At 65.4% G+C, this 25,586-nt stretch carries 20 protein-coding genes; 18 read left to right on the top strand and 2 right to left on the bottom strand.

Annotation, left to right across the window (positions count from 1 at the left end):
• Positions 1 to 24: 24 nt before the first annotated feature.
• The 11 genes from HB860_RS09485 (at position 25) to HB860_RS09435 (ending at position 14,529) form a co-directional block, all read left to right on the top strand.
• Entirely contained in the window at positions 25 to 873 is an 849-nt protein-coding gene (locus HB860_RS09485; RefSeq protein WP_139439519.1) for a TauD/TfdA dioxygenase family protein, read from the top strand.
• 81 nt (positions 874 to 954) lie between these two features.
• On the top strand, positions 955 to 2,007 hold the full coding sequence (locus HB860_RS09480) for a 3-keto-5-aminohexanoate cleavage protein (protein ID WP_247626460.1): 1,053 nt from the start codon (positions 955 to 957) through the stop codon (positions 2,005 to 2,007).
• A gap of 179 nt (positions 2,008 to 2,186) precedes the next feature.
• Positions 2,187 to 3,512, top strand: coding sequence for an MFS transporter (locus tag HB860_RS09475; protein WP_247626459.1), 1,326 nt, complete (start codon positions 2,187 to 2,189; stop codon positions 3,510 to 3,512).
• A complete protein-coding gene (locus HB860_RS09470; protein WP_247626458.1) occupies positions 3,509 to 4,492 on the top strand; it encodes a DsbA family protein in 984 nt (327 codons plus the stop codon). Before HB860_RS09475 ends, HB860_RS09470 begins: the two co-directional genes overlap by 4 nt.
• Complete coding sequence (locus tag HB860_RS09465; protein WP_247626457.1) at positions 4,480 to 5,499, top strand: YeiH family protein; 1,020 nt, start codon at positions 4,480 to 4,482, stop codon at positions 5,497 to 5,499. Before HB860_RS09470 ends, HB860_RS09465 begins: the two co-directional genes overlap by 13 nt.
• A gap of 183 nt (positions 5,500 to 5,682) precedes the next feature.
• The gene (locus tag HB860_RS09460) at positions 5,683 to 6,384 is read left to right on the top strand and encodes a CoA transferase subunit A (protein WP_247626456.1); all 702 of its coding nucleotides are present in this window, start codon (positions 5,683 to 5,685) and stop codon (positions 6,382 to 6,384) included.
• 1 nt (position 6,385) lies between these two features.
• On the top strand, positions 6,386 to 7,015 hold the full coding sequence (locus tag HB860_RS09455) for a CoA transferase subunit B (protein WP_247626455.1): 630 nt from the start codon (positions 6,386 to 6,388) through the stop codon (positions 7,013 to 7,015).
• Between the two features lie 452 nt (positions 7,016 to 7,467).
• Positions 7,468 to 9,393 carry a DUF1302 domain-containing protein gene (locus HB860_RS09450; RefSeq protein WP_247626454.1) on the top strand — a complete coding sequence of 642 codons (1,926 nt, stop codon included), beginning with the start codon at positions 7,468 to 7,470 and terminating at the stop codon, positions 9,391 to 9,393.
• A 28-nt stretch (positions 9,394 to 9,421) separates the two neighbouring features.
• Complete coding sequence (locus tag HB860_RS09445) at positions 9,422 to 10,780, top strand: DUF1329 domain-containing protein (protein WP_247626453.1); 1,359 nt, start codon at positions 9,422 to 9,424, stop codon at positions 10,778 to 10,780.
• 86 nt (positions 10,781 to 10,866) lie between these two features.
• A complete protein-coding gene (locus HB860_RS09440; protein ID WP_282101188.1) occupies positions 10,867 to 11,958 on the top strand; it encodes a WD40/YVTN/BNR-like repeat-containing protein in 1,092 nt (363 codons plus the stop codon).
• 60 nt (positions 11,959 to 12,018) lie between these two features.
• Entirely contained in the window at positions 12,019 to 14,529 is a 2,511-nt protein-coding gene (locus HB860_RS09435; RefSeq protein WP_247626452.1) for an efflux RND transporter permease subunit, read from the top strand.
• Positions 14,530 to 14,605: 76 nt separating this feature from the next.
• Here the strand turns inward: HB860_RS09435 and HB860_RS09430 are convergent, their stop codons facing one another.
• Positions 14,606 to 15,658: an AraC family transcriptional regulator gene (locus HB860_RS09430; protein ID WP_247626451.1), complete on the bottom strand. Its 1,053-nt coding sequence runs from the start codon at positions 15,656 to 15,658 to the stop codon at positions 14,606 to 14,608.
• Between the two features lie 316 nt (positions 15,659 to 15,974).
• On the opposite strand from HB860_RS09430, the gene HB860_RS09425 reads away from it, so the two are divergent.
• The 3 genes from HB860_RS09425 (at position 15,975) to HB860_RS09415 (ending at position 19,953) form a co-directional block, all read left to right on the top strand.
• Positions 15,975 to 16,559, top strand: a complete 585-nt coding sequence (locus HB860_RS09425; protein WP_247626450.1) for an RBBP9/YdeN family alpha/beta hydrolase — start codon at positions 15,975 to 15,977, stop codon at positions 16,557 to 16,559.
• A gap of 60 nt (positions 16,560 to 16,619) precedes the next feature.
• Positions 16,620 to 18,278 carry a fatty acid--CoA ligase gene (locus HB860_RS09420; protein WP_247626449.1) on the top strand — a complete coding sequence of 553 codons (1,659 nt, stop codon included), beginning with the start codon at positions 16,620 to 16,622 and terminating at the stop codon, positions 18,276 to 18,278.
• 121 nt (positions 18,279 to 18,399) lie between these two features.
• Positions 18,400 to 19,953: a methyl-accepting chemotaxis protein gene (locus HB860_RS09415; protein WP_247626448.1), complete on the top strand. Its 1,554-nt coding sequence runs from the start codon at positions 18,400 to 18,402 to the stop codon at positions 19,951 to 19,953.
• 86 nt (positions 19,954 to 20,039) lie between these two features.
• Here HB860_RS09415 and HB860_RS09410 read toward each other — a convergent pair whose 3' ends face one another.
• Positions 20,040 to 21,632 (bottom strand): GGDEF domain-containing protein, encoded by a 1,593-nt coding sequence (locus HB860_RS09410; RefSeq protein WP_247626447.1) that lies wholly within the window; start codon positions 21,630 to 21,632, stop codon positions 20,040 to 20,042.
• A gap of 87 nt (positions 21,633 to 21,719) precedes the next feature.
• On the opposite strand from HB860_RS09410, the gene HB860_RS09405 reads away from it, so the two are divergent.
• From HB860_RS09405 to HB860_RS09390, 4 genes are all read left to right on the top strand, one after another.
• Positions 21,720 to 22,364, top strand: a complete 645-nt coding sequence (locus HB860_RS09405) for a TIGR01621 family pseudouridine synthase (RefSeq protein WP_247626446.1) — start codon at positions 21,720 to 21,722, stop codon at positions 22,362 to 22,364.
• Positions 22,361 to 23,011: an HAD family hydrolase gene (locus HB860_RS09400; RefSeq protein WP_247626445.1), complete on the top strand. Its 651-nt coding sequence runs from the start codon at positions 22,361 to 22,363 to the stop codon at positions 23,009 to 23,011. Before HB860_RS09405 ends, HB860_RS09400 begins: the two co-directional genes overlap by 4 nt.
• Before the next feature lie 236 nt (positions 23,012 to 23,247).
• On the top strand, positions 23,248 to 24,381 hold the full coding sequence (gene hppD, locus HB860_RS09395) for a 4-hydroxyphenylpyruvate dioxygenase (protein WP_432612674.1): 1,134 nt from the start codon (positions 23,248 to 23,250) through the stop codon (positions 24,379 to 24,381).
• 50 nt (positions 24,382 to 24,431) lie between these two features.
• Positions 24,432 to 25,583: a homogentisate 1,2-dioxygenase gene (locus tag HB860_RS09390; RefSeq protein ID WP_247626443.1), complete on the top strand. Its 1,152-nt coding sequence runs from the start codon at positions 24,432 to 24,434 to the stop codon at positions 25,581 to 25,583.
• The last annotated feature ends 3 nt before the right edge of the window (positions 25,584 to 25,586 follow it).

Genomic DNA, 25,586 nt, shown 5'->3' with positions numbered 1-25,586 from the left:
GACTTGTCATTCAGGGAGAGAGACATGCGTGTAGAACAACTGACCTGCCACATCGGCGCCGAACTGAGCGGCGTCAACCTGGCGGACGCCGTTCACGATGAGGGGCTGTTCGCCGAGATCCGTGCCCTCCTGCTCAGGCACAGGGTGCTGTTCTTGCGCCGGCAGGAGATAAGCCGCGCCGATCACGTGGCCTTCGCCCGCCGCTTCGGCGAGCTGGAGGATCACCCGGTGGCGGGCAGCGATCCGGACAACCCCGGTCTGGTGCGCATCTACAAGTCCCCGGAGCTACCCAACGATCGCTACGAGAACGCCTGGCACACCGATGCCACCTGGCGCGCCCAACCGCCCATGGGGTGCGTGCTGCGCTGCGTGGAGTGTCCGCCCGTGGGGGGGGACACCCTCTGGGCCAACATGGTGGTGGCCTACGAGCAGCTGCCGGAAGAGATCAAGGGGAAGATCGCCGGCCTGCGCGCCCGTCACAGCATAGAGGCGAGCTTCGGGGCGGCCATGCCCATAGAGAAGCGGCTTGCCCTCAAGGCCCAGTTCCCGGACGCCGAGCACCCCGTGGTGCGCACCCACCCGGAGACGGACGAGAAGATCCTGTTCGTCAACGCCTTCGCCACCCACTTCACCAACTACCACACCCCGGCCCATGTGCGCGTCGGCCAGGACTACAGCATGGGGGGCAGCGATCTGCTGCGCTACCTCATCAGCCAGGCCTATATCCCCGAGTATCAGGTGCGCTGGCGCTGGCAGCCGGGCAGCATCGCCATCTGGGACAACCGCAGCACCCAGCACTACGCCGCCATGGACTACCCCCCCAGCCATCGCAAGATGGAGCGGGCCGGGATCATGGGGGATACCCCCTTCTGATCAAGCCCCGGGCCCCGGGCCCGGAGGATGTCACCACCCCAGGCGCTTCATGGAAGGCCAGCCAATTTAAGGAATGAACAGATGCAATTTTTTGACGATTCCCTGCACCCGGAAAACATGGAAAAGGTGGTCATCACCGTAGCGCCCTATGGCCCTGAGTGGGCGCCCGGCGACTTCCCGGAAGACATCCCGGTGACCATGGAGGAGCAAGTCCAAAAAGCGGTCGACTGCTTTGATGCTGGCGCCACCGTGCTGCACCTGCACGTGCGCGAGCTGGACGGCACCGGCTCCAAGCGGCTGTCCAAGTTCAACGAGCTGATCGCCGGGGTACGCAAGGCGGTGCCCGACATGATCATCCAGGTGGGGGGCTCCATCTCCTTCGCGCCGGAAGGGGAGGGCGAGGCGGCCAAGTGGCTCTCCGACGACACCCGCCACATGCTGGCGGAGCTGACCCCGAAACCGGATCAGGTCACGGTCGCCATCAACACCACCCAGATGAACATCATGGAGCTGCTCTATCCGGAGTACCTGGCGGGCACCTCCCTGGCGCACCCCGCCTACCAGGCGGCCTACAGCGAGATGACGGTGCCGGCCGGCCCGGCCTGGGTGGCCGAGCACTTGAAGCGCCTGATGGCGAACGGCATCCAGCCCCACTTCCAGCTGACCGGCATGCACGCCCTGGAGACCCTGGAGCGGCTGGTGCGCAAGGGGGTCTACATGGGCCCGCTGAACCTCACCTGGATCGGCATCGGCGGCGGTTTTGATGGTCCCAACCCGTTCAACTTCATGAACTTCGTCCACCGTGCGCCGGACGGAGCCTGCGTCACCGCCGAGTCGCTGCTCAAAAACGTGCTGCCCTTCAACATGATGGCCATGGCCATGGGGTTGCACCCCCGCTGCGGCATAGAGGACACCATCATAGGCCAGCACGGCCAGCGCATGAGCTCGGTGGAGCAGATCCGCCAGTGCGTGCGGGTCGCCCACGAGCTGGGCCGCGAGGTGGCGAGCGGCAAGGAGGCGCGCGCCATCTACCGCATCGGCGTGCAGTACGACAGCGTGGAGGAGACGCTGCTGGCCAACGGCATGGCGCCGAACCGGACCCAGGGCCAGAAAGGGGTGCCACAGCAGTCCTGAGCCAGATGGGTCGGCGGGGCGGCGACCCCCCGACTCTGTTTGCCAAACGGCCTTGCGCCTTGCACTATGCAGCACGCAGGGTAACTGAGTGATGAGTCAATATTGTCTGGCCGGTGGCCTCTGCCGCCGGTCCGTTGACCGAAAAACCGAACCCAATTTGCAGTAGCGCGAGGGATTGTATGGCTACGTATCATATCGATGACGACCCAGAGGCCGGCAAGGTTGCCGTGCCCCGTCGTTATGCCTGGATAGTGTTTGCGCTGACCTTCGGTCTGCTCATCTCCGATTACATGTCGCGTCAGGTGCTCAACGCCGTCTTCCCCATGCTCAAGGGGGAGTGGGCGCTCTCGGACACCCAGCTTGGCCTGCTCAGCGGCATAGTGGCGCTGATGGTCGGCCTGCTGACCTTTCCCCTCTCCCTGCTCGCCGACCGTTTCGGCCGGGTCAAGAGCCTGGCCATGATGGCCGCGCTCTGGAGCCTGGCGACCCTGGGCTGCGCCCTGGCCCAGAACTACGAGCAGATGTTCATCGCTCGCTTCCTGGTGGGGGTGGGGGAGGCCGCCTACGGCAGCGTCGGCATCGCCGTGGTGGTCTCGGTGTACCCGCGGGAGATGCGGGCCACCCTCTCCGGCGCCTTCATCTCCGGCGGCATGTTCGGCTCAGTGCTCGGCATGGCCACCGGGGGCGTGCTGGCGCACTTCCTCGGCTGGCGCTGGGCCTTCGCCGGCATGGCCCTGTTCGGCCTGGTGCTGGCGGCCCTCTATCCCCTCATCGTCAAGGAGGCGCGGATCTCCCAGACCGGCCGGGCGGCTCGGGGAAGCACAGAGACGGGCCGCAATCCCCTGCGCAGCCTCTACTCCAGCCGCTCGGTGATCTCGGCCTATGTGGGCAGCGGCCTGCAGCTGTTCGTCGGGGGCACCGTCATCGTCTGGATGCCGAGCTATTTCAACCGTTACTACGGACTGGACACGGACAAGGCGGGGCTCATGGCCGCCATCATAGTGCTGTGCAGCGGGGCCGGTATGATCCTCTGCGGCATGCTGAGCGATCGGCTGTGCCGCAACCGGCCGGATCGCAAGATCAGCCTCGCCATCGCCTACTGCCTCGGGAGCTGTCTGCTGCTCTCCCTGGCGTTTGCCCTGCCGGCCGGGTTGCCTCAGCTGCTGCTGATCGGGCTGGGGATGTTCATCGCCACCGGCACCTCGGGCCCCGCCGGTGCCATGGTGGCCAACCTCACCCACGCCAGCGTGCACGGCACGGCGTTCGCCACCCTGACCCTTGCCAACAACCTGCTCGGGCTGGCCCCGGGCCCCTTCATCACCGGCAAGGTCTCCGACCACATCGGCCTGGACAACGCCTTCCAGCTGGTGCCCCTCATCAGCATCGCGGCGGCCGCCGTCTTCTTCTACGGCAAGCGCCACTACCACAAGGACGTGGCCCGGCTCGAAGGGGATGCCGGCCGCCGGGTCATCACGGGCCCCCAGGGCACGGAGGTGAGGGCATGAGACTCAGCATCGAGGTCTATATGGATTTCATCTGCCCCTGGTGCCTCATCGGCAAACGCCAGCTGGCGCAGGCCCTGATCCAGCTGGGGGCAGAGCGGCCCGAGGTGCGGGTCGATCTGCACTGGCGCGGGGTGCAACTGCTGCCCGCGCTGCCGGTGCAGGGGGAGGATTTTCACGACTTTTACCTGCGGCGCCTTGGCAGCGAACAGGCCATGGGCCTGCGGCAGGCCCAGGTGCGACAGGCGGCGGCAAGTGTTGGCGTTGCGCTGGACTTTGGCAAGATCCCCCGCATGCCGAACACGGCCGATGCCCACCGCCTGTGGCAACGGGCCTGCCAGCTGGGATCGCCGGCGCAGCTGGACGAGCTGCTGGAGCGGCTGTTTGCCTGCCACTTCCTGCATGGCGGGGATCTGGGGGATGGCGCTACCTTGCTGGGGCTGGCCGAGGCGGCGGGCTTTGCGTCCGCCGATCTGGTGAGCAGCCAGCAGGGGGACGGCACCCCCTTCCACTGCGATCCGCCCGGGGCGGCCCAGCAGGGGGTGCCCAGCTTCGTGTTGGGGGAGGGGCTGACTCTCAGCGGGGCCCAGCCGGTGGCGCAGCTGCTGGCCAGCCTGCGCCAGGCCCTGGATGCGGCAAGCGGGGCGCCGGCGGCGCGGATCTTGGTGCCGGCCGAGCGGGTGCCTGAACCGGGCAAGCGGATCCTCATCGAGGCCCAGGGCAAGAGCCTGGTGCTGTTCAACGTCGATGGCCGCTTCCACGCCATCGACGACGGCTGTCCCCACCAGGGGGCCTCATTGTGCGGCGGTCGGCTGGAGGGGGAGGTGATCCAGTGCCTGGCCCACGGCCTGAGGTTCAACCTGACGACGGGGCTGCTGCTGAACTCGACCCGGCTCGCGGTCGGCCGCTATCCGGTCGAGCGGGAGGGAGAGGGTCTCTCCATCCTTATCGCCCCCCGGGAGGTCAGCCCATGCTCACCCTGACCATGACGGATCGCGTTCAGCGGGTACGGACCCTGGCCCCCGGCATGGCGGTCAGCATCACGGTGGCGGCGGCCGCCACCTTCCTCTCCGAGCACTACGGCGCCCCCGTGCTGCTGTTCGCCCTGCTGCTCGGCATGGGGCTGAACTTCCTCAGCGCCGAGGGGAGCTGCAAGGCGGGCATCGAATACACCGCGCGCAGCGTGCTGCGGATCGGCGTCGCCCTGCTCGGCATGCGCATCACCCTGGGCCAGATCGCCGAGCTGGGCTGGATGCCGGTGTTGCTGGTGGTCACCCTGGTGGTGGTCACCATCAGCCTCTCCGTGGTGGCGGCCAGGGCGATGGGGTTCCAGCGTCTGTTCGGCATGTTGACCGGCGGGGCGACCGCCATCTGCGGCGCCTCCGCCGCCCTGGCCCTGGCCGCCTCCCTGCCCAATCACCCGCAGAAGGAGCGGGCCACCCTGTTCACCGTGATCGGGGTCTCGGTGCTCTCGACCCTGGCGATGATCCTCTACCCCATGATCGCCCGCTTCTTCGAGCTGACGCCGGTGGAGGCGGGGGTCTTCCTCGGCGCCACCATTCACGACGTCGCCCAGGTGGTGGGGGCCGGCTACAGCATGTCCACCGAGACCGGGGACGTGGCCACCGTGATCAAGCTGATGCGGGTCGCCATGCTGCTGCCGGTGATCGTCGTCGCCGCCATGATCACCCGCAGGCAGGGGGCGGATGGCCCCTTGGGCAAGCGTCCGCCCCTGCTGCCCCTGTTTGCCGTCGGCTTCCTGGTGCTGGCCTGCATCAACAGCACAGGCTGGGTGCCCGTGCCGTTGCAGGAGGGGGTCAACGGCCTGTCACGCTGGTGCCTGGTCATCGCCATCGCCGCCATCGGCATGAAGACCCAGCTCAAAGAGCTGGCGGCGGTCGGCATCAAGCCCATCCTGCTGATGGTGGGGGAGACCGCCTTCCTGGTCGCCCTGGTGCTGACCCTGATGCATTGGGGCATCAAGCCTTAGAAAGGCCGCGTTCGTCCGAATACGCGACCCTATTTGAACCTACAAACTCAATTGGCTGCGTAGGTTCGATTAGCCGCGTAGCGGCGTAATCGGACGATCACGATACGAGATCAATCAAAAAAACCGCAATAAACAAAAGTGCCCCCGTGGCCAACGGACTAGCCAGAGAGCAGAGAGGTCTTTATGAACAAGGTTTATCCCAGCGCCCAGGCCGCCCTGAGCGGCCTGGTGCAGGACGACATCACCATCGCCTCGGGGGGCTTCGGCCTGTGCGGCATCCCCGAGCAGCTGATCGAGGCGCTGAAGGGGAGCGGCAAGGGCGGCTTCACCATCATCAGCAACAACTGCGGGGTGGATGAGTTCGGCCTGGGGCCGCTGCTCCACAGCCGCCAGATAAAGAAGATGATCTCCTCCTACGTGGGGGGCAACAAGGAGTTCGAGCGCCAGTACCTCGCGGGGGAACTTGAGCTTGAGTTCACCCCCCAGGGGACGCTCGCGGAGAAGCTCAGAGCCGGCGGCGCCGGCATCCCGGCCTTCTTCACTCGCACCGGCTACGGGACGCTCATCGCCGAGGGCAAGGAGACCCGCCAGTTCGACGGCGAGTGGTATGTGATGGAGCACGCCCTGACGGCGGACCTGGCCCTCATCAAGGGGGCCAGGGCCGACAAGGCGGGCAACCTGATGTTCAACAAGACGGCACGCAACTTCAACCCGCTCTGTGCCAAGGCCGGGCGGGTCTGCGTGGCCGAGGTGGAGGAGATAGTCGAGGTGGGGGAGCTGGCCCCCGACGACATTCACCTGCCCGGCATCTATGTGCAGCGGCTGGTGCTGAACCCCAACCCTGAGAAACGTATCGAAGTGCGCACTGTCATGGAGAAACACTGAGATGGCCTGGACCCGTGAAGAGATGGCGCAGCGCGCCGCAAGGGAGCTGCAGGACGGCTTCTACGTCAACCTGGGGATCGGCCTGCCGACCCTGGTGGCCAACTACATCCCGGACGGCATGGAGGTGTGGCTGCAGAGCGAGAACGGCCTGCTCGGCATAGGCCCCTTCCCGAGCGAGGCCGAGCTCGATCCCGATCTCATCAACGCCGGCAAGCAGACCATCACCACATTGCCCGGCAGCAGCTTCTTCGACAGCGCCGAGAGTTTTGCCATGATCCGCGGCGGCCACATCAACCTGGCCCTGCTCGGGGCCATGCAGGTCTCCGAGCGCGGGGATCTCGCAAACTGGATGATCCCGGGCAAGATGGTCAAGGGCATGGGGGGCGCCATGGATCTGGTGGCCGGGGTCAAGCGGGTGGTGGTGCTGATGGAGCACTGCGCCAAGAACGGGGAGCACAAGATACTGGAGTGGTGCTCCCTGCCGCTGACCGGGGTCGGGGTGGTGGATCGCATCATCAGCGATCTCGCCGTGCTGGACGTGACCCCCACCGGCCTTCGCCTGGTGGAGCTGGCCCCCGGCATCGAGTTCGAGGCGCTGCAGGCCGCCACCAGCTGCGCCATCGCGCGCTGATCGTCTGGCTGTCGGCGGGGAGGGGGCCTGGGCCTCTCCCCGCCGTTTTTATGTCTGACACCCCGCTTCCCCTTAGCCGACACGCTTCCCCCACGCATGCTGCCCATCCCGCCAGACAGGTGAACAGGCCCGGATCCGGGGTTGTCTGACACCGCTTTTGGCGCCCTTTACCATCCTCCTCCTGCGCTGTCATCAAATGAAAAGTGGCTGACGTTCAATGGCAAGCGTGGCCTGGGAGGGAGGCCTTACAGTCGGCACACAAGAGAGAAAGAGCGGGCTCATCAGAGCGAGCGACACCCCGGGGCCGATGCAAAAACAGAGCTGCATCCTCGAGCGCCAAACAAGGCGGTGCGCCATCAGCCAGGTCATCTCCCTTGCATCAAAGCCAACGGAAACGGCGACTGAACAGATAACAACAACTAAATCAGATGACGACACTCGGAGAGACTGTAATGGATTACATGCACACGAGTCATGGTGGCGGGGCCCTGGGCCTGCGCCTGCTGGCGGCGGCCATCGCGGCCGCCCTCATGCCCACCGTTCAGGCGGTCGAGGTCGATACCGGGAGTGAAGAGTGGTCCGTTCGCTTCGACAACACCGGCAAGTTCAACTACGGCATGCGCACCGAGAGTGCCGATGAGCGGATGCTCGCCACCCCGAACAACAACGACGGGGACTACAACTTCAAGGATGCCGGGGATACCGTCACCACCCGCCTGGATCTGCTGACCGAGCTGGACGTGGTGAACAAGGGCAACACCGGCTTTCGCATCAGCGCCGCCAGCTGGTATGACTACGCCTACCGCGACGTCGGCGCCGACGAGAACCCCTTCATCAACGGCAACAGCGCCAGCTCCGGCATCGTCGGGCTGCCCCCGGTGGCGGGCAACCGTCACCTGAGCGACTATGCGGATCGCTACTACCATGGCCCCTCCGGCGAGCTGCTCGACGCCTTCGTGTTCCACAACATGGAGCTGGGCGACGAGTCCCTGCTCGGGGTCAAGATAGGGCAGCACAACATCTTCTGGGGAGAAACCCTGCTGAGCCCGGTGCACGCCCTCAGTTATGGCCAGTCGGGCCTGGATCTCGCGAAGCTCGCGGCCTCCCCGGGGACGGAAGCGAAAGAGCTGTTCGTGCCCCGCAACCAGATCTCCGCCTCCTTCACCCTGAACCCGGAGTGGACCTTCGCCGCCCAGTACTTCCTGGACTGGAACGCCGCCCGCCTGCCGGAAGCCGGCACCTATTACGGCAGCTCGGATCTGGTGGGCTTCGGTGCCCAGTCGTTCCTGCTGGGCCACACCGGCGGGCCTGGCCTGGCCGGACCGAGCGGCACCCTCAGCAACATTCGCCGGGGCGCAGACATCGAGCCGGGCAAGCACGGCGACTGGGGCATCATGGCCAAGTGGTCCCCCGAGGCGCTGGATGCGACCCTGGGGGCCTTCTACCGCCGCACCGCCGACATCCTGCCCCAGGCGGTGCTCGATGCCCGTGGCATGACCATTCGCGGGGCGGCGCCCCTGCCGGCCGGGGCCGTGCCGAACCTGCGCCAGTCCATCGCCAACACCAGCTACGCCCTGGCCTATGGCGACGAGATCGACATCTTTGGCCTCAGCCTCTCCAAGGACGTGGCCGGGGTGAGCGTCGGCAGCGATCTCAACTATCGCCAGCACATGCCCCTCTCCAGCATCCCGGCCCTGCTCAGTGCCACCGGGCCCGGGGGACTGGCCAACGGCTTCGGGATCCCGGCCCCCGTGCTCGGCCCCCGTCATCCGGACACCGGGGTGATCACCGATGGCTCCGATGGCTACAGCGCCACCGGCGATACCCTGCACTGGACCCTCAACGGCCTGATGACCTTCGCCGACACGGCGCTGTTCGACGGCGCCGCCCTGCTCGGGGAGCTCTACTACAGCAACCTGCTGAGCCTGGATGACCACAACAAGGCGCTCTACAAGGGGGAGGAGAGCTATCAGGGCATCGACAAGCCCACCCGGGACAACTGGGGGCTGGCGGTCAACTTCACCCCGACCTGGTATCAGGTCCTGCCGGGGGTCGACATGACCATGCCGCTCTCGGTGAACTGGGGGCTGGCGGGCATCTCCCCGGTCCAGGCGGGCGGGGCGAAAGACACCGGCAGCTACGCGGTGGGGCTCGGCGCCACCCTCTACAACCAGTACTTCGTCGATCTGAAATACGTGGACTCCTTTGGCAAGTCTGCCGAGTGCAATGACGGTGCCGAGGACGGTGCCACCCCCAATGCCCTCGATGGGGCCCAGCGCAACACCTGTTATGCCGGTGGCTACGCCTCCTTCTCCGGTGGCGGCGCCACCACGGAAGACAGAGGCGCCATCTACCTGACCCTGAAGACCACTTACTGAGTCAATCGACCGAGTCGGAGAACGAGATATGACATTCAACAAGACCATGCTGGCCGCCTCCCTCACCCTGGCCCTCGCGAGCCAGGCGCTGGCCGCCGTCTCCAGCAGCGAAGCCGCACAGCTCGGCACCAGCCTGACCCAGGTGGGCGCCGAGGCGGCCGCCAACGCCGATGGCAGCATCCCCGCCTACAGCGGGGGCCTGACCACCCCGCCGGCCAGCTTCAAGGCCGGTGACAGCATGCGCCCGGATCCCTATGCGGGCGAGCAGCCGCTCCTGGTCATCACCGGCAAGAACGCGGCCCAATACCAGGGGGTGCTGACCGCCACCACGGCGGAGCTGCTCAAGCGCTTCCCGGACTTCAGGGTGGACCTCTACCCGACCCATCGCAGCGTGGCGCTGCCCAAGGCGGTGCTGGACAACACCAGGCAGAACGCGCTGAACGCCATCACCCTGGCGGGGGGCATGGCGGTGGACAAGGTGCTGCCGGGCATTCCCTTCCCTATCCCCAAGAGCGGGGCCGAGGCGATGTGGAACTTCCTGCTGCGCTACCAGGGGGTGAACATCGCCACCAAGTACGACTCCTGGAACGTGGACGCCGCCGGAGTGGCGGCCCTCTCCACCACGGGGCAGGCCTTCATCAACTACGCCATCTACGAGGACATGAACAAGCCGGTCTCGGCCAGGGACACCTACTACCAGATGAAGCTCCATTACACCGGCCCGGCCCGCCGCGCCGGCGAGGCCATCATGCTGCGCGACGCCGCCAACCCCCTGGAGCAGCCGCGCAAGGCCTGGCAGTACCTGCCTGGCCAGCGCCGGGTCAAGCTGGCGCCGAACCTGGCCTACGACACCCCGAACCCGGGCACCTCGGGGGCGGGCACCTATGACGACGTCTTCGTCTTCAACGGGGCGCTGGACCGCTTCGACTGGAAGCTGGTGGGCAAGCAGGAAATGATAGTCCCCTACAACACCTATCGGCTGACCTATCAGCCCGATGCCAGGGCGCTGACCACCCCCAACTTCCTGTCACCGGATCAGGTGCGCTGGGAGAAGCACAGGGTCTGGGTGGTGGAGGGCAACCTCAAGGCCGGTGAGCGCCACATCTACGCCAAGCGCCGCTTCTACCTGGACGAAGACAGCTGGGTGGCGCTGGCCTCCGATCAGTACGACGCCCGTGGTCAGCTCTATCGCGGCTCCTTCGCCTTCCTGAGCCAGAGCTACGACAAGGAGACCCCGGACGCCACCCCCTTCATGATCTATGACCTGGTGGCGGGCAGCTACAACATCAACGGCGTGGTGGGTCCCCATGGCGGCATCAAGTACGGCGATTCGCTGTCCAAGGCGAAGTGGTCGCCCGAGTCCCTGGCCGGGGCGGGGATCCGCTGATCCTGACGGGAGCCAGGTTCGCCGCAGGCGAGCCCGGCTCCCGCTTTTCGCGCCGGGGTGCCCGGCGCATCTGGAGACAAGGACGTATGGGTTCATTCAACAAGTTGGCGCCCTGGCTGTGCTGCGCCCTGCTGCTGCCGGGACTCGCGCAGGGGGCGCAGGCGCAGGCTGCGCAGGGGCCCGAATACAGGGACGTGCTGGATCTGCCGGCCAGGGCGAGCGCCCTGGCCCGATACAGCCCCCTACTGGATCTGGCCCGAGCCGGGTCGCGGCTGGTGGCGGTGGGGCAGCGGGGTCACATCCTCTACTCGGACGACGAGGGGAGGCGCTGGCAGCAGGCCAGGGTGCCGGTGAGCTCGGATCTGAATGCCGTCACCTTCCCCACTCCCGAGCAGGGCTGGGCCGTGGGGGGGGACGGGGTGGTGCTGCACAGCCAGGATGGCGGTGCCAGCTGGGAGAAACAGCTGGATGGTCGCCAGATAGGGGAGCTGGTCCTGCGCTATTACTCGGCCCTGGCCCGTGCCGTGCCAGGCAACGAGTCCTGGCCGCAATGGGTGGCGGAGGGGCTGCGGCTGGTGGAGGAGGGGGCCGACAAACCGCTGCTGGACGTCTGGTTTGAGGACGACAAAGTCGGCTACGTGGTCGGGGTCTTCAACCTGATACTGCGCACCCAGGATGGCGGCCTGCACTGGACGCCCATGCAGGATCGCACCGACAACCCGGACGGGCTCCACCTCAATGCCATCGCCGCCGCCGGTGACGCCCTTTATCTGGTGGGCGAGCAGGGGCTGCTGCGCAAATGGGAAGCGCAGAGGCAGCGCTTCGTCTCACTGCCCAGCCCCTATGATGGCAGCTTCTTCGGCCTGATCGGCCGCTCGGATGAGGTGATCGTCTATGGCCTGCGGGGCCATGCCTATCGCAGCACGGATGGGGGCGAAAACTGGACCCGGCTCGTGAGCCCGCTGCCCATCAGCATCAGCGCCGCGATGCAGGGGGCCGATGGCCAGTTCCGCCTGTTCACCCAGGCCGGCCATATGCTGCGGCAACGGGGCAACGAGCCATTGACCCTGGCCCCCCTGGCCGAGCCATCGCCGGTGGCGGGGGCCGCCCTGACCGTCGATGGCGCCCTGGTGCTGGTGGGCAGCCGCGGGGTGCGCACCCTGGCGGCGGTCAAATAAGCTGTCTCAACGCAGGCCGTCACCGGATGACGGCCCAATAACGATAACGAGGATCCAGACATGGGCCATGTGAAGCAAGATTCGATGCCGGTGATCCGCGAGCTGAGCGCGTTCGACAGGCACTCAGGCAACCTGCTGGAGCGGCTGGTGTTCAACCACAGAGCGCTCTTCATGCTGGTGATGACGCTGGCGACCCTGGTGCTTGGCTACATGGGCGCGACCCGCCTGGCACTGGCGCCCAGCTTCGAGAAGATGATCCCCCAGAGCCAGCCCTACATCAAAAACTTCCTGGAGAACCGGGACTCCCTGCGCGGCCTCGGCAACTCGGTGCGGGTGGTGGTGGAGAATACCCGGGGGGACATCTTCGACCCCGACTATTTGAGCGTCCTCAAGCGGGTCAATGACCAGCTGTTCCTCACCGAAGGGGTGGACAGGGCCTGGATGAAGTCCCTCTGGAGCCCGGCGGTGCGCTGGACCGAGGTGACCGAGGAGGGCTTCCAGGGCGGGCCCGTGATGCCGGATGCCTATCAGGGCTCGGCCTCTGACATCGAGCAGCTGCGCCAGAACATCAACCGGGCCGGCATCGTCGGCAGCCTGGTGGCGAGCGACTTCAAGTCCAGCATGCTGATAGTGCCCCTGCTGGACAAGGCCTCAGTCACCGGCAAGCCCCTCGATTACCATGACTTCTCCCGGCGCATCGAGCAGTTGCGCAGCCAGATTGAATTTGACGGCAAGCCCCACCAGGCGGGGGAGGAGGGGATGGGCCAGTACAGGATCCGGGTGATCGGCTTTGCCAAGCTGGTCGGGGATCTCATCGACGGCCTCATCCAGGTGATCCTCTTCTTCGCCCTGGCGGTGGCGACCTCCCTGGCCATCATCTTCCTCTACACCCGCTGCGTGCGCAGCACCCTGCTGGTGGTGGGCTGCTCCCTGATCGCCGTGGTGTGGCAGCTCGGCATCATCGCCTGGCTGGGGTACGCCATCGACCCCTACTCAGTGCTGGTGCCCTTCCTCATCTTCGCCATCGGTGTCTCCCACGCGGCCCAGAAGATGAACGGCATCATGCAGGACATCGCCCGCGGCACGCACCGCCAGATAGCGGCGCGCTATACCTTCCGCCGCCTCTTCCTCGCCGGGGTCACGGCGCTGCTGGCCGATGCGGTGGGCTTCGCCGTGCTGATGCTGATCGACATCCCCGTCATCCAGGATCTCGCCATCACCGCCAGCATAGGGGTGGCGGTGCTCATCTTTACCTCTTTGCTGCTGATGCCGGTGGCCCTCTCCTATGTGGGGGTGGGCCGCAAGGCGGCCGAGCGGGCGCTCAGGATAGACACCCACGCCGCCGCCAATCAGGGCTTCGGCCGACTCTGGGCACTGCTGGATCGCTGCACCGAGCGCAAGTGGGCCACAGTGGTGGTGATCCTCGGCCTGGGGATGGGCATAGGCGGCTACCTGGTGAGCCTGAACCTGAAAGTGGGCGATCTGGACAGCGGCGCCCCCGAGCTGCGTGCCGATTCGCGCTACAACAGGGACAACGCCTACATCACCAGCCACTACGCCCTCTCGAGCGATCTCTTTGCGGTGATGATCAAGACGGCGCCGGAGGGGTGCCTCGACTACCGGACCCTGATCCTGGCGGATCGCCTGGGGTGGGAGCTGCAACAGCATCCCGGCGTGCAGGCCACCAGCTCCCTGGTCAATGCGGTGCGCCAGATCACCGCCGGCACCTATGAGGGCAACCCCAAGCTCGCCAGCATCCAGCGCAACCAGAACGTGCTGAACTATGCCGCCCAGCAGGCCTCGGTCAACAGCCCGGAGCTGTTCAACACCGATTGCTCCCTGATGCCGGTGATCGCCTACTTGAAGGATCACAAGGCCGAGACCCTGAGCGGCGTGGTGGCCATCGCCGAGCGGTTTGCCCGGGAGAACGGCACGGCGGATCGCCAGTTCCTGCTGGCGGCGGGCAGTGCCGGCATAGAGGCGGCCACCAACCTGGTGGTGCACGAGGCCAACCGCACCATGCTGCTCTACGTCTACCTGGCGGTGACCCTGTTCTGCCTCATCACCTTCCGAAGCTGGCGGGCGACCCTGGTGGCACTGGTGCCCCTGATGCTCACCTCAGTGCTGTGCGAGGCGCTGATGGTAGCCATGGGCATAGGCGTCAAGGTGGCGACCCTGCCGGTGATTGCGCTCGGGGTCGGCATAGGGGTGGACTACGCCCTCTACCTACTGAGCGTGCAGCTGCACCATCAGCGCCAGGGCATGTCGCTGGTGGACGCCTATCGCCAGGCCGTGGCCTTCACCGGTCGGGTGGTGGGGCTGGTGGGCATCACCCTGGCCGCCGGCGTGGTGGCCTGGGTCTGGTCCCCCATCAAGTTCCAGGCCGACATGGGCATACTGCTCACCTTCATGTTCCTGTGGAACATGCTGGGGGCCCTGATCGGGGTGCCAGCGCTCTCCTGCTTCCTGCTTTCCGGGACCAAGGCGGTGCCAGCCCAGGCGCGGCAGGAGGGGGATGCCGAGGAGGGGGTCAAGCCCTGCCGGACCCCGGTGGGGGCCGACGTCAGCTAGCAATAGCCGTGACACAGGAAAAAGAGAAGGGAGGCACTATGCCTCCCTTCTCTCGTCTGGCGAATGGCGCCGGCCCTCAGCCGTAGGCGAGGCCGGCGGGGGCGGGCTGGGCCACCTTGGGCACTCCCTTGTGGCGGGAGCGCCAGGTGGCCGGCGGCATGCCGAACTGGGCGCTGAACCAGCGGGTGAAGGAGCTTGGCATGGAGTAGCCCAGCATGTCGGCGATGTGGCCCAGCGAATAGCCGGAGTTTTGCAGGTAGCGCATCACCAGATCCCGGCGAACGTCGTTGACCAGCTCGCTGAAGGTGGCGCCGCTCTCCTCCAGATGGCGCTGCAGGGTGCGCACGTTCATCCCCAGGGTGCGGGCTATCTGCTCTATGGTGGCGCGCCCCATGGGCAGCAGCAGGTAGATGGCCTTGCGCACGTCCGTCATCAGGGATTGCTGGGTCTCCACCAGCAGGGTATCGAGGTACTGGCGGGCATGACGGGCCATGGCCTGGTTGGCCAGGGGGTTCGGAATGTCCAGATCGGCGGCCTGGCAGACGATGCCGTTGAACTCGCTGCCAAACTCCAGCTTGCAGCCGAACAGCCGCTTGTGGATGGAGAGATCCGCCGGTGCATCATGGGTGAAGTTGACGCTGATGGGATGCCAGTTGGCGCCGACTCCGACCTGGGCCGCACAGAAGCGATACATGACGCCGACCGCGAGCTCGGTGGCCTGGCGCGACGGCATGGGGGCGTCGGTGATGAGCTCCTCGCGAATGATCACCGCCTTGCCCGCCTCTTCGATGAAGATGGCCAGGGCATTATTGAACAGGTGTATGTACTGCACTATGACCTGCAAGGCCTCGCGCAGGTTGGGCTGATAGCTCAGCAGCAGGCTGACCTCGCCAAAGTCCGACAGCTGGCGATGCTCCGCCATGCGCAGACCCAGGCTCTGGCAGTTCCCGGTGCGGGCGGACAGCTCGAGCAGGTTGACTATGGTGGAGACGGGGATGCGCTGATTGGGCACATCCAGAATGGAGGCGCTGAGGCCGGCCTGCGACAGCAGGTTGGGGGTATTGAGGCCCAGCTGGCGGGCGACATCGAGATAGTTGGTGAGGGTGGCGGCTCTGGCAAGGAGGGTCATGATGCAATTCCCATGGCGACAGCTCATCTGCTGGTTGCTTGTTGTTAACTGGTTTTTATCATTTCGTTTACAAGTTGGAAAGTGCTTATTAACTGATCTATTAGTCGCAGGTGCCATGTGATGACCCTGCGTGCCAGCCAGATCCATGGCCTTTCGAGCCCGGTTCTATGCAGCCCGGTGGCGCTTACACCATCAGGCTCCTGTCATATAAAGACAACTCCATGACATCCAAGGTAAAGCAGCCGGGGGGCTGTCACCTTACTGTGGTCCTGATGTCGTCCGGCCGTCGCCGGAGCGCCTGAACAGGGGAAGAGAGATGAAGACATTTCAGCCCGAGGCCACAGTGCTGATAGTGCCCGGCCTGCGTGACCACGTGGCGGATCACTGGCAGACCCTGCTCGCCGAGCGGCTTGAGAAGGTGGTGACAGTGCCGCCGTTGACCTCGGACAAGCTGAGCTGCCAGGCCAGGGTCGAGGCCATAGTGCAGGCGCTGGCGCACATCCAGGGCCCGGTGATCCTGGTGGCCCACAGCGCCGGGGTACTGATGCTGGCTCACTGGGTGGCGCAGCAGAGGGCGGCCCTGCATCGTCACCCCATCCGGGGCGCCCTGCTGGTGACGCCGCCGGATCTGGACGCCAGCTGGCCATCCCATTACCCGAGCCCGCAAGCCATGCAGGCCGGAGGCTGGCACCCGCTGCCCCGCATGAAGATGCCGTTCCCGAGCCTGGTGGTGATGAGCCAAAACGATCCCCTGGCGAGCCCGGCGGCGGTGCGTGCCCTGGCCCAGGACTGGGGGAGCGAGCTGGTGGATGCCGGGACAGTGGGACACCTCAACCCGGCGAGCGGATTTGGCCCCTGGCCCCATGCCGAGGCCTTGCTGCGGCGTCTCGACGCCCGCTAACCCAGATGGCGAGGGGAGAGAGGCTCCCCTGCGCCCAGACACGAATCGGAAGGAGTCCGTATGGTGAAGACAAGGATCATACCGCCAGCCCAGGGAGCTCATGCCTATCCCTTGCTGATCAAGAGCCTGCTGTTATCCGGGGTGCGCCAGCACCCGGACCGGGAGATAGTCTATGCAGATCGGCTGCGCTATGACTATCGCACTCTCAACCAGCGCATCCACCGCCTCGCCAACCTGCTGACGGCCTCGGGCATAGGTCCGGGGGACACGGTCGCCCTGCTGGACTGGGACAGCCACCGCTCCCTCGAGTGCTTCTTCGCCGTGCCCATGATAGGCGCCGTGCTGCACACGGTGAACGTGCGCCTCTCGCCGGAGCAGATCGCCTTCACCATGCACCACGCCGAGGATCATCTGGTGCTGGTTCATGACGACTTCCTGCCCATGATGGAGAGCATCCAGGAGAGGCTGCCCACGGTGCGCGGCTATATCCGGCTGACCGATGGGGAGCTGCCGTCCACCGTACTGCCCCTGCTCGGGGAGTACGAGACGCTCTTGGCCGGGGCGCAGAGTCAGTTCGATTTTCCCGACTTTGACGAGCATTCGGTGGCGACCCTGTTCTACACCACGGGCACCACTGGGGATCCCAAGGGGGTCTATTTCAGCCACCGCCAGCTGGTGCTGCATACCCTCAACGAACTGGGCACCCTGGCGGCCCATGCGGGTCAGTCGCTGCTCTGCTCAGACGATGTCTACATGCCCATCACCCCCATGTTCCACGTCCATGCCTGGGGCGTCCCCTATGTGGCGACCATGCTGGGGGTAAAGCAGGTCTATCCGGGGCGCTACGAGCCGGACAAGCTGGTGCGGCTCTACCGCGACGAGGGGGTGAGCTTCTCCCACTGCGTGCCGACCATCTTGCAGATGATCCTCGACTGCGAGGAGGCAGCAAAGACCTCCCTTGCAGGTTGGAAGATGCTGCTGGGGGGCAGTGCGCTGCCGCTCGGGCTGGCGACCCAGGCACACCGACAGGGGATACTGGTGCACGCCGGTTACGGCATGTCGGAGACCTGCCCGCTGCTGTGCGTGGTGCACCTCGCTCCCGAGGAGCTGGCACTGCCCATGGCCCAGCAACTGCCGCTGCGGATCCGCACCGGCAAGCCCATCGGCCTGGTGGACTTGCGCATCATCGACGAGCAGGGCCGGGCGCTGGCCCATGATGGTCAGACCATGGGGGAGATAGTGGTGCGTGCTCCCTGGCTGGCCCAGGGCTACCTGAAAGAGCCGGGCAAGGGGGCCGAGCTCTGGGAGGGGGGCTGGCTGCACACGGGGGACATGGCCTCCATCACCCCGGACGGCACTGTGGAGATCAGGGATCGCATCAAGGATGTGATCAAGACAGGGGGCGAGTGGATAAGCTCGCTGGCGCTGGAGAGCCTCATCAGCGCCCACGCCGACGTTCATGCGGTGGCCGTGATCGGGGTGCCGGACGAGCAGTGGGGGGAGCGGCCCCTGGCCCTGGTGGTCGGCAAGGAGGGATCGCATCTGGATGCACAGGCCATCAAGGCCCACCTGCAGGGGTTCGTCGACAGCGGTCGCATCAATCGCTGGGCCATTCCGCGCCAGATCCACATAGTGCAGGAGATCCCCAGGACCAGTGTCGGCAAGGTGAACAAGAAGCTGATCCGGGAGCGTGAATGCCGTCCGGCGGCGGAAAACTGAGGGCGCCATCATGGATCCAGAGGAGGGTCTCTCAGTCATCCCCACTGCCTGAGGGGCCGCGTTGGCCTGGCTGCCATGGCTTGACTACGCTAACTGAGTTATCAAACAAGAGGCGTGCGCCATGAACAGAACCCAGATTCATCTCGTTGATGAAGAGGTGGATTTTCCGTCCAGTGAACAGTTGGTCTCCACCACGGATCTTCAGGGGGTCATTACTTATGCCAATGACCACTTCTGCCGGGTGGCGGGATACAGCAGGGCAGAGATGATAGGTCAGCACCACAACATGGTGCGCCATCCTGACATGCCCAAGGCGGCCTTCGCCGATCTCTGGGGCAAGCTGAAGCAGGGCAAGCCCTGGCGCGGCATGGTGAAGAACCGCTGCAAGGATGGTCGCTACTACTGGGTGGATGCCTATGTCACCCCCATCTTCGAGCAGGGGCGGATAAGCGGCTACCAGTCGGTGCGCAGCCGCGCCGAGCCAGGGATGAAGGCCGTCGCCGCCCGTACCTACGCCAGGCTGAAGGCGGTGGAGCGGGGGGAGCGCAAGGGGGGCCTGCGTCTGCGCCCCGTGCGCCATGGGGTGGCCATCGCCGGGTTGCTGCTGATGCTGGCAGCGGGCGCCTATCTGACGGGGCCCCTGGGGGCCCTGTTCATGCTGCTGCCGATCTTGTGGCTCGGCCTCCTCTATCGCCATACCCTCATCACCACCCCCCGTTACCTGAGCCAGCTGGCCGAAGAGTATGACAGCCTGACCCGGCTCATCTACTCGGGGGATGAACCCAGTGCCATCGCCGACTTCCACATCAAGCTGCTGCAGGCCAGGATCCGCACCGTGCTCGGGCGGGTGGACGACGCCACCCTCTCCCTGCAGGATCTGGCGGTCCATCTCAAGACCGCCTCCAGCGAGGCGAGCGCCGACATCGCCGAGCAGGACATCCAGACCCAGCAGGTGGCGACCGCCATCACAGAGATGGCGGCGACGGCCCACGAGATAGCCCGCAACATCCAGGAGACGGACAACCAGATTGCCCAGGCCAAGGTGCATTGCCAGCATACCGACCAGCAGCTGGAGGATACCCAGCACAGGGTCACCGAGCTGGCCACCCAGGCCGAGCACGCCTTCACGGCGGCGGTGGCGCTGGCGGAGGAGTCGGACCGCATCGGGATCCTGATGAGCGAGATCCAGGGGATCGCGGATCAGACCAATCTGCTGGCCCTCAACGCCGCCATAGAGGCGGCCCGGGCGGGAGAGCAGGGGCGCGGCTTCGCCGTGGTGGCGGACGAAGTGCGCACCCTCTCAACCCGGACCCACAAGGCGACCGAGCAGATCCAGGGCAGCATAGGGCAGATCCAGCGCACCCTGAATGGCTGGAAGGGGATGATGCAGCAGAATCTGGAGCAGACCCAGTCCTGCGTGACCCTGACCCGGCAGGGTTCACAGAGCCTGCACCAGGTGCTGGCCGAAATAGAGCGGGTGGTGGATCTGTCGACCCAGATCTCGGCGGCGGCGGAGGAGCAGCAGGCGGTGGTGGAGGACATCAGCCGAAACGTCAACGTCATCTCCCAGCACTCCCACGCCAACAGCAACAAGATGCACGACATGGATGCCTCGAGCGACATCCTGCTCACCAAGGCGCGCCAGCTCAAGTCCCTGGGGCAGACCTTCGGCTGACGGCCGCCTCGAGCAGGCACAGGATGACAAAAGGCCACCTTAGGGTGGCCTTCTTGTATGGGCGCTGTGGCGGAGTGGGGCCGCCGTCAGCTCGTCTGCTCCGCCAGCGCAATGAAGCCGCCGCTCTTGTCGCAATACATGGCCCTGTCCGCCTGGATCAGCCACTGCTCCGGGCTCCAGCCACGCTGGTAGTGGCTGACCCCTATGCTGATCCCCACCTGCATGGCCTGGCCATTGACCACGAAGGGGGCCTGCATGGCGTGCCGGATCACCTCGGCCACATCCTGTGCCTGGGCGCTGCTGTAGCCGGGCAGCAGCAGGATGAATTCATCCCCCGCCAGCCGGGCAAAATAGCACTGGTGGCCGATGGCATCATGGAGCCGGTTGGCCAGCTGGCAGAGGATGGCATCCCCCTGGCTGTGGCCGAAGTTGTCATTGATGCGCTTGAAGTCATCGAGATCGCAAAACAGCAGGCAGCCGGGATCCTCGAGTTGAACTTGCTCCTTCAGCTGCTCCATCAGGCTCAGGCGATTGGGCAGGCCGGTGAGGGGATCGAGGCGGGCCAGCTGCAGAATCTCCTGCTCGCGCAACTTGCGCAGGGTCACCTCCCGATTGAGCCGCTTGTTGCTGACAAGCAGATAGAGGGAGAGCAGCAGGATGAGGGCGCCGACCCCCAGGCTCAGCAAGAACCAGGGGCGCCAGAAGACCCACTGCGCGGAGGGGGCCTGATAGAGCAAGCGGGTCAGCGGCACGGCCCTCGGAACCAGGCCTATCTCGACCAGCTGCTGCATGATGTGGGCGAAGCGATCCGGATTCATATACCCGATCTCCACATAGAGCGGCTGTATCATCTCCTTGCTCATCTGCAGCTCGTACTCCATGTGGGCCTGACTGCGGTTGACGCCATACTCCTTGCGCAGCAGGTCGATGGCCTCCGCCGGATGGGCGAGGGCGTAGCGCCACCCCTTGAGGCTGGCGGCCCTGAACTTTGCCACCCGCTCCGGGTTGACGCGCTCCTCGTTCTGGGTGGTGAACAGGATGTCGCTGTAAAAATCAATGCCGTAGTTGCGCGGATTGATGACGGAGACCGAGATGCCGCGCTCCTCCAGATAGAAGGGCTCGTTGCTGAGATAGGCGTTGAAGATGTCGATCTTGCCCGCGATCAGATCGTCTATGTTGACCGAGGTGGGCACAGGGATGAGCTGGCGTTCGTGCAGCCCCTGATAGTAGAGGGTGGCGAGCAGTTCGGCATCCTGATGGCCGGGGAACATCATGATCCGTTTGCCACGCATGTCCGCAACGGTGAGAATGCCGCTGTCGCGACGGGCCAGGAAGATGGAGGGGGAGTGCTGATAGACGCTGGCGAGGGCCAGCAGGGGTTCGCCATTGGCGTAGCTGGTGAGCACCTCTGTGTTGCCGACGCCAAAGTCGGCGCGCCCGCTGAGCACTTCCTGGACCGGGCTTATCCCCTTGCCGCCTGGCCTTATTTCGACATCCAGCCCGGCATCGGCATAGTACCCCTTCGCCTTGGCCATGTGATAGCCCACGAACTGGGGTTGATGCAGCCAGCGCAGCTGCAAGACGACCCGATCCGGAGGCTCATGGGGACGGTCACTTGCCAGGACAGGGAAAGCGTAACTGGCGCCAAGCAGTAGCAGCCAAAACAAGTATCTCTTCATCCGTGCGATTCTTGTGCTGAGGATCCATGGGGTGGCCAGCAGGCCCGCATTCAACTTGTTAACAAATCACATTCTAAAGGGTTATAGATGTACCGGATACAGTTGCAGCACAAAGATTTCATGGTGATCAACAAGGGCCCTGGCCTTGGCATGCACGACGAGGGGGGTGAGCCCGGGCTCGTCAATCGGGTCAAGATGGATACCGGCCTCGAACTCTATCCGGTCCATCGCCTCGACAAGATGACCTCGGGACTGGTGCTGCTGGCCCGCACCCCGGAGGCGAACCGGGCACTCAGCATGGCCTTTGCCGCCCGGGAGGTGAGCAAGCAGTATCTGGCCCTCTCCGATCGCAAGCCGAAGAAGAAGCAGGGGTGGATCAAGGGGGACATGGAGAAAGGACGTGGCGGCAGCTGGATGCTGGCCCGCACCCAGGATAACCCGGCCATCAGCTGGTTCGATTCTGTCTCGGTGCGGGAGGGGCTGCGGCTCTATCGCATCAAACCCCGGACCGGCAAGACCCACCAGATCCGGGTTGCCTTGAAAAGCGTGGGGGCCCCCATCCTCGGGGACGAGCGCTACGGTGGCACGGCCGCCGATCGCGGCTATCTGCACGCCTGGCGCCTGCAGTTTACCCTGGCAGGGGAGGAGTTCGACCTCGTCTGCCCGCCGGATGAGGGGGCGCTGTTCCTCCTGCCCGAGCTGCACACCGCCATCGCGGGATTGGGCGAATGACCAGCTCCCGCGCGGCGCCCGGCTCGGGCTGGATCCTGGCCGATTTTGACGACACCCTGGCGCCGGGGGACAGTCACGCCGGCCTGCTGCGCTTCATCCTGCGCCGGCGCCGCTGGCCACTGCTGCTGCTGCCGGTGATCGCACTGGGTGGCCTGGTGTATCTGGTGCCCAGCCTGCGCCGTCAGGGGATCTCGCTTATCTGGTGGGCCATCACCCTGGGGCTCTCGCCGCCGGGCTGGCGCCAGCTGGTGCGGGCCTATTGCCACACCCGGCCGGGGTTGTTTCGGGAGGCCCGCTCCCTGCTGATGGCCGAAAGGGCGCGCTGCTGGGTCATCTCCGCCAGTCCCCGGGCTCTGGTCCGTGCCCAGCTCCATCGACAGCTGCCAAGGCTTCCCCATCGCATCACAGGCTCGCGGATGGGCTATCGCCTTGGCGGCCTGGTGCCGCGTTTTTATTGCCACGGCCGGCACAAGATCCTGCCCGAGATCCGCGCCCTCAGGGTGACGCTGGCCTTGAGTGACAGCCTGCACGACTTGCCGCTGCTGGCGCTGGGGCAGCAGGCCTGGCTCATCAACCCCGACGTCCGCCGGCTGCAACAGGCCAGGCTCCAGCTGCCCCATCTCGAGGTGAAAAACTGGCACCTGTAAGGCAAAGCTGACAGCCCGGCGGTGCGCCGTGGGGCTGTCCGCAAGGCTCAGGCTGCAACGTCACAATCTATTTACATCTTTTGGCGCTGACCCTCGCCAAACTATCTGAAACCCGCCTCTTCTCTTCTGCTCCGCCCCTGCCTCTAATGAAACAAGTTGTTAACAACGCCGTCCTGGCTGCCTGTCGAGCCTTCCCGGCGTGACCCGTTTCGTTATCAGTCCATCGCAAGGAACGCATCATGACGACCTCTTCTTCCCCTTCTCGCACCATCAATCCTCTCGGCACCGATGGGTTCGAATTCGTCGAGTACACGGCCCCGGATCTCAAGGGCATTGCCGCCCTCAAGGCGCTGTTCGTCTCCCTGGGTTTTGCCGAGGTGGCAAGACACAAGCACAAGCAGTGCTGGCTCTACCGCCAGGGGGAGATCAATTTCGTGGTCAACGCCGAGCCTCACTCCCAGGCGGAGCAGTTCGCCAGCCTGCACGGGCCCAGCGTCTGCGGCATGGCCTTTCGGGTGGCGGATGCGGGCCGTGCCCAGCAGTACGCCATCGCCAAGGGGGCCAAGCCCTTCGTCGGCAAGATAGGGCCCATGGAGCTCAACATCCCCGCCATCTACGGCATCGGGGAGAGCACCCTCTCCTTTGTCGACCGCTACGGCGAGCAGGGCTCCATCTACGACGTGGACTTCGTCTTCTACCCCGACTGGCAGGCGCGCATGGCCGAGGTGGATGCGGGGCTCTACGAGATCGATCACCTGACCCACAACGTCCATCGCGGCAACATGGACGTCTGGTCCAACTTCTACGAGCGGATCGGCAACTTCCGGGAAATTCGCTACTTCGACATCGAAGGCAAGCTGACCGGCCTGCATTCCCGCGCCATGACGGCCCCCTGCGGCAAAATTCGCATCCCCATCAATGAATCTTCCGACGACAAGTCCCAGATAGAGGAGTACCTGCGCCAGTACAAGGGGGAGGGGATACAGCACATAGCACTGGCCTCCCGCGACATCTACCAGACCATCCGCACCCTGCGTGGCCGCGGCACCGGCTTTATGCCTACCCCGGACACCTACTACGAGAAGGTGAACAGCCGGGTGGAGGGGCATCAGGAGGATCTGGAGGCGCTCAAGGCGCTGCGCATCCTGATCGACGGCTCGCCGACGAAAGATGGGATCCTGCTGCAGATCTTCACCGACACCGTCATAGGCCCGGTGTTCTTCGAGATCATCCAGCGCAAGGGCAACGAGGGGTTCGGCGAGGGCAACTTCCAGGCACTGTTCGAATCCATTGAACTGGATCAGATCCGTCGTGGGGTGCTGAGCGAGGCCGAGCAGGGCGAGAGAAAGGGAGAGCCGAGCGATGCGTAACCATATGGGCGATCGCCCGCCGGTATCTATGTCATGGGAGGCACACAGCCATGCGTAACTGGATAAGTTTCCCCCACCGGGAGGGGACCCACTCCCGCCAGGCCCATGCCGACCTGCCCGAGCAGGCCATCTACGAGCGCGAGCTCGGGCGCAGCGGCTTCTTCGGCCCCGCCACCCACATGCACCACAAGCATGCCCCCACCGACTGGAGCCACTGGGAGGGGCCGCTGCGGCCGCGGGCGTTCGACTTGAATGAGCTGCAGGAGGAGGTGAGTTCCCTCTCCCCCTGGGTGATGCCGGATCTGCTCAGCAACCCCCACTGCCGCTACCGGATGTGGCGCCTGACCGAGACAATGCCGTTTCTGGTGCGCAACGCCGACGGCGACGAGCTCTTGTTCATCCACGAGGGGGGCGGGGAGTTCTTCTGCGACTACGGCCACCTGACCTTGCGGGATGGCGACTATGTGGTGATCCCCCGCGGCACCATGTGGCGCATCGAGCCGACGGCGCCGCTGTTCATCCTGATGATAGAGGCGACCGAGGACAGCTATCAGCTGCCGGACAAGGGGCTGGTGGGCAACCACGCCATCTTCGATCCGGCGGCCCTTGACGTACCCGCCATCAACGAGCGCTTCCTGGCCCAGCAGGACGAGGATCCCTGGTCGCTGCAGGTCAAGCGCCACGATCAGGTCTCTGTCATCACCTGGCCCTTCAACCCCCTGGATGCCCAGGGCTGGCACGGGGACTTGTGCGTGGTGCGCCTCAACTGGCGGGACATCCGCCCCCTGATGAGCCACCGCTACCATCTGCCGCCCTCGGCCCACTCCACCTTCGTGGCGAGCCGCTTCGTCATCTGCACCTTCGTGCCGCGCCCCATAGAGAGCGATCCCGGTGCCTTGCGGGTGCCCTTCTATCACAGCAACGACGATTTTGACGAGGTGCTCTTCTACCACGCCGGGGACTTCTTCAGCCGGGACAACATAGAGCGGGGCATGGTCACCTTCCACCCCGCCGGTTTCACCCACGGTCCCCATCCCAAGGCCTTTGCGGCGGGGCAGGCCCACGCCAAGACCTTCACCGACGAGGTGGCCGTGATGCTCGACACCCGGGATGCCCTGGCAGTCGGCCAGATCTGCGAGGGGATAGAGAATCCCCACTATGTGTCCAGCTGGCAGCGGCCAGACGGCACCCCCGGCAAATAAGGA

This window comes from Aeromonas genomosp. paramedia, from assembly GCF_023093515.1.
Classification (GTDB): Bacteria; Pseudomonadota; Gammaproteobacteria; order Enterobacterales; family Aeromonadaceae; genus Aeromonas.
The sequence above is the reverse complement of the archived record's forward strand: the minus strand, read 5'-3'. Positions and strand labels throughout refer to the sequence as shown.

What these genes read in the sequence shown, in the direction of transcription:
- HB860_RS09475 (WP_247626459.1), top strand. Translation starts at nt 2,187, where the DNA reads ATGGCTACGTATCATATCGATGACGACCCAGAGGCCGGCAAGGTTGCC.
- HB860_RS09460 (WP_247626456.1), top strand. Translation starts at nt 5,683, where the DNA reads ATGAACAAGGTTTATCCCAGCGCCCAGGCCGCCCTGAGCGGCCTGGTG.
- HB860_RS09400 (WP_247626445.1), top strand. Translation starts at nt 22,361, where the DNA reads ATGACCAGCTCCCGCGCGGCGCCCGGCTCGGGCTGGATCCTGGCCGAT.
- HB860_RS09435 (WP_247626452.1), top strand. Translation starts at nt 12,019, where the DNA reads ATGGGCCATGTGAAGCAAGATTCGATGCCGGTGATCCGCGAGCTGAGC.
- HB860_RS09420 (WP_247626449.1), top strand. Translation starts at nt 16,620, where the DNA reads ATGGTGAAGACAAGGATCATACCGCCAGCCCAGGGAGCTCATGCCTAT.
- HB860_RS09425 (WP_247626450.1), top strand. Translation starts at nt 15,975, where the DNA reads ATGAAGACATTTCAGCCCGAGGCCACAGTGCTGATAGTGCCCGGCCTG.
- HB860_RS09465 (WP_247626457.1), top strand. Translation starts at nt 4,480, where the DNA reads ATGCTCACCCTGACCATGACGGATCGCGTTCAGCGGGTACGGACCCTG.
- HB860_RS09485 (WP_139439519.1), top strand. Translation starts at nt 25, where the DNA reads ATGCGTGTAGAACAACTGACCTGCCACATCGGCGCCGAACTGAGCGGC.
- HB860_RS09440 (WP_282101188.1), top strand. Translation starts at nt 10,867, where the DNA reads ATGGGTTCATTCAACAAGTTGGCGCCCTGGCTGTGCTGCGCCCTGCTG.
- HB860_RS09405 (WP_247626446.1), top strand. Translation starts at nt 21,720, where the DNA reads ATGTACCGGATACAGTTGCAGCACAAAGATTTCATGGTGATCAACAAG.
- HB860_RS09430 (WP_247626451.1), bottom strand. Translation starts at nt 15,658, where the DNA reads ATGACCCTCCTTGCCAGAGCCGCCACCCTCACCAACTATCTCGATGTC.
- HB860_RS09455 (WP_247626455.1), top strand. Translation starts at nt 6,386, where the DNA reads ATGGCCTGGACCCGTGAAGAGATGGCGCAGCGCGCCGCAAGGGAGCTG.
- HB860_RS09390 (WP_247626443.1), top strand. Translation starts at nt 24,432, where the DNA reads ATGCGTAACTGGATAAGTTTCCCCCACCGGGAGGGGACCCACTCCCGC.
- HB860_RS09415 (WP_247626448.1), top strand. Translation starts at nt 18,400, where the DNA reads ATGAACAGAACCCAGATTCATCTCGTTGATGAAGAGGTGGATTTTCCG.
- HB860_RS09450 (WP_247626454.1), top strand. Translation starts at nt 7,468, where the DNA reads ATGGATTACATGCACACGAGTCATGGTGGCGGGGCCCTGGGCCTGCGC.
- HB860_RS09445 (WP_247626453.1), top strand. Translation starts at nt 9,422, where the DNA reads ATGACATTCAACAAGACCATGCTGGCCGCCTCCCTCACCCTGGCCCTC.
- HB860_RS09410 (WP_247626447.1), bottom strand. Translation starts at nt 21,632, where the DNA reads ATGAAGAGATACTTGTTTTGGCTGCTACTGCTTGGCGCCAGTTACGCT.
- HB860_RS09470 (WP_247626458.1), top strand. Translation starts at nt 3,509, where the DNA reads ATGAGACTCAGCATCGAGGTCTATATGGATTTCATCTGCCCCTGGTGC.
- HB860_RS09480 (WP_247626460.1), top strand. Translation starts at nt 955, where the DNA reads ATGCAATTTTTTGACGATTCCCTGCACCCGGAAAACATGGAAAAGGTG.